Annotated in this window: 4 protein-coding genes; all 4 read left to right on the top strand. The window is 63.4% G+C overall.

All coding sequences use genetic code 11. The features are described from left to right. The coding region (gene flbT / locus EN750_RS30820; RefSeq protein ID WP_127398980.1) for a flagellar biosynthesis repressor FlbT at nt 1-440 on the top strand (440 nt) is incomplete at its 5' end. Beyond that, nucleotides 440-847: a flagellar hook assembly protein FlgD gene (flgD, locus tag EN750_RS30815; protein ID WP_013529774.1), complete on the top strand. Its 408-nt coding sequence runs from the start codon at nt 440-442 to the stop codon at nt 845-847. The genes flbT and flgD, both read left to right, overlap by 1 nt. Before the next feature lie 24 nt (nt 848-871). Further along, nucleotides 872-1,138, top strand: coding sequence for a flagellar biosynthesis protein FliQ (gene fliQ, locus EN750_RS30810; protein WP_023810020.1), 267 nt, complete (start codon nt 872-874; stop codon nt 1,136-1,138). A 230-nt stretch (nt 1,139-1,368) separates the two neighbouring features. Beyond that, the coding region (locus tag EN750_RS30805) for an MFS transporter (protein WP_127398979.1) at nt 1,369-2,208 on the top strand (840 nt) is incomplete at its 3' end.

The raw sequence follows: 2,208 nt of genomic DNA, 5'->3' as shown, positions 1-2,208 counted from the left end.
CCAACACCCTGAAGATATCGCTCAAGCCGAACGAAAAGATTTACATCAACGGCGCCGTCATCCGGGTCGACCGCAAGGTCACCGTCGAATTGATGAACGACGTCCAGTTCCTGCTCGAAAGCCACGTGATCCAGGCCGACGATGCCTCGACGCCGCTCAAGCAGCTTTATTTCATCCTGCAGGTCATGCTGATGAACCCGGCCGGCGCCGCCGCCGCGCGCGACATGTTCCGCCGTTCGCTGCCGCTGCTTCTGGCAAGCTTCGAGGACACCCAGATCTGCAGCGCGCTGAAACAGATCGACCGCATGGTCGGCGAGGATCATATCTACGAGGCGCTGAAGGCGATCCGCGCGCTTTATCCGCTCGAACGCCGCGCGCTGGGTGGTAATGACGATGTTTTGGGTGCCGAGCGCCCGCTGGCCGTGGGAGCACGATACTGATGAACGTGGACATGACGACGACGATTCCGACAGGCGCCAATCAGGCCACGGCGTCGACCTCGAAGACAGCGGTCGACTACCAGTCCTTCCTGAAGCTTCTGATCGCCGAGATGAAGAACCAGGATCCGACCAAGCCGATGGATTCGACGCAATATGTCGCCCAGCTCGCCACCTTCTCTCAGGTCGAGCAGTCTGTGCAGACCAACACCAAGCTCAATCAGATCATGCAGTCCTCGGCGCTGTCGCAGGCCGACGCACTAATCGGGCGCTCGATCACCTCCGCCGACGGCCTGACCACGGGCACCGTGGCTTCGGTGCGCCTCGCCAGCAACGGTCTCATCGCCGTGCTGCAGAACGGCACCGAAGTCGCGGTCGGTCCGGGAGTCTCGGTCAAGGCAGCAAGCTGACGCTTTCGGCAGAGAGCCAGTCCCATGAATGAGGCCGACGCTCTCGACATCGTCCAGTACGCGGTGTGGACGGTGCTCGTCGCGTCCGCTCCGGTGGTGCTGGTCGCCATGGCGGTCGGCATCGGCATCGCCCTCATCCAGGCGCTGACGCAGGTACAGGAGATCACCTTGACTTTCGTGCCGAAGATCGTCGCGATCATGCTGGTGGTGGCGTTGACCGGCCCCTTCATCGGCAGCCAGATATCGGCCTTCACCAACGTCATCTTCGAGCGCATCCAGAACGGCTTCTGAGCCTGTTCCAGGATGGTGTGCCGCGGCATGCCGTTCGCAATTGTCTGAGGACAGACGCCGCCGATCCCCGCGGCACCTCCGGACCCACGGCGGACAAGGCCTGGACCGCCTCTATCCCATTGTTGGACCATGCGCTTTTTTGCCCTTTGCGGCGCCATGCCCTACTTTCGGCAAACGGTCTGCGCAAACGGATTGTCTGACGAGCAGGCACGACATGGCAGGAACCCCAAATGATTGACGAAAAGCCGGACAGCGAGAGCGTCTCGGCGCTGGCGCCCTTCCGGCACGGCATTTTCCGCGCCGTGTGGGGCGCAAGCCTCGTCTCGAATTTCGGTGGCTTGATCCAGGGTGTCGGCGCCGCCTGGATGATGACCACGATCGCCACCTCGCCCTATCAGGTGGCCCTGGTCCAGGCTTCGACCACCTTGCCGATCATGCTGTTTGCACTCGTAGCCGGCGCCATCGCCGACAGTTTCGACCGGCGCAAGGTGATGCTTGTCGCCCAGACCTTCATGCTGGTGGTGTCGGTGCTTCTGACCCTGTTCACCTATTCAGGCCTGATCACGCCATGGACGCTGCTTGCCTTCACCTTCCTGATTGACAGCGGCACCGCGCTCAACAGCCCGTCATGGCAAGCCTCCGTCGGCGATATCGTTCCCCGCAACAAGGTGCCGGCGGCCGTCGCCCTCAATTCGATGGGCTTTAACCTGACGCGCAGCGTCGGTCCGGCGATCGGCGGCATCATCGTCGCCGCGGCCGGTGCGGCGGCCGCCTTCGCGGCGAACGCGGTGAGCTATATCGGCCTGATCGTCGTGCTGGCGCGCTGGAAGCCGGACGTGCCGGTATCGACCTTGCCGCGCGAATCGCTGGGGGCCGCCATGGGCGCCGGCCTGCGCTATGTCGCCATGTCGCCCAACATCGGCAAGGTGCTGGTCAGGGGCGCTGCGTTCGGCTTCAGTGCAGGCGCTGTGCTTGCGTTGCTGCCTCTGGTGGCGCGTGATGTCGTCAAGGGCGATGCGCTGACCTATGGCATCATGCTCGGCGCCTTTGGTATCGGCGCGGTCGGCGGC

The organism is Mesorhizobium sp. M7A.F.Ca.ET.027.03.2.1 (assembly GCF_003999175.1).
Lineage (GTDB): Bacteria > Pseudomonadota > Alphaproteobacteria > Rhizobiales > Rhizobiaceae > Mesorhizobium.
This window is presented reverse-complemented; position numbering and strand designations above follow the sequence as displayed.

Bases quoted from the DNA above. Each gene is read 5' to 3' on its own strand.
- flgD (WP_013529774.1), top strand. From the start codon at position 440: ATGAACGTGGACATGACGACGACGATTCCGACAGGCGCCAATCAGGCC.
- fliQ (WP_023810020.1), top strand. From the start codon at position 872: ATGAATGAGGCCGACGCTCTCGACATCGTCCAGTACGCGGTGTGGACG.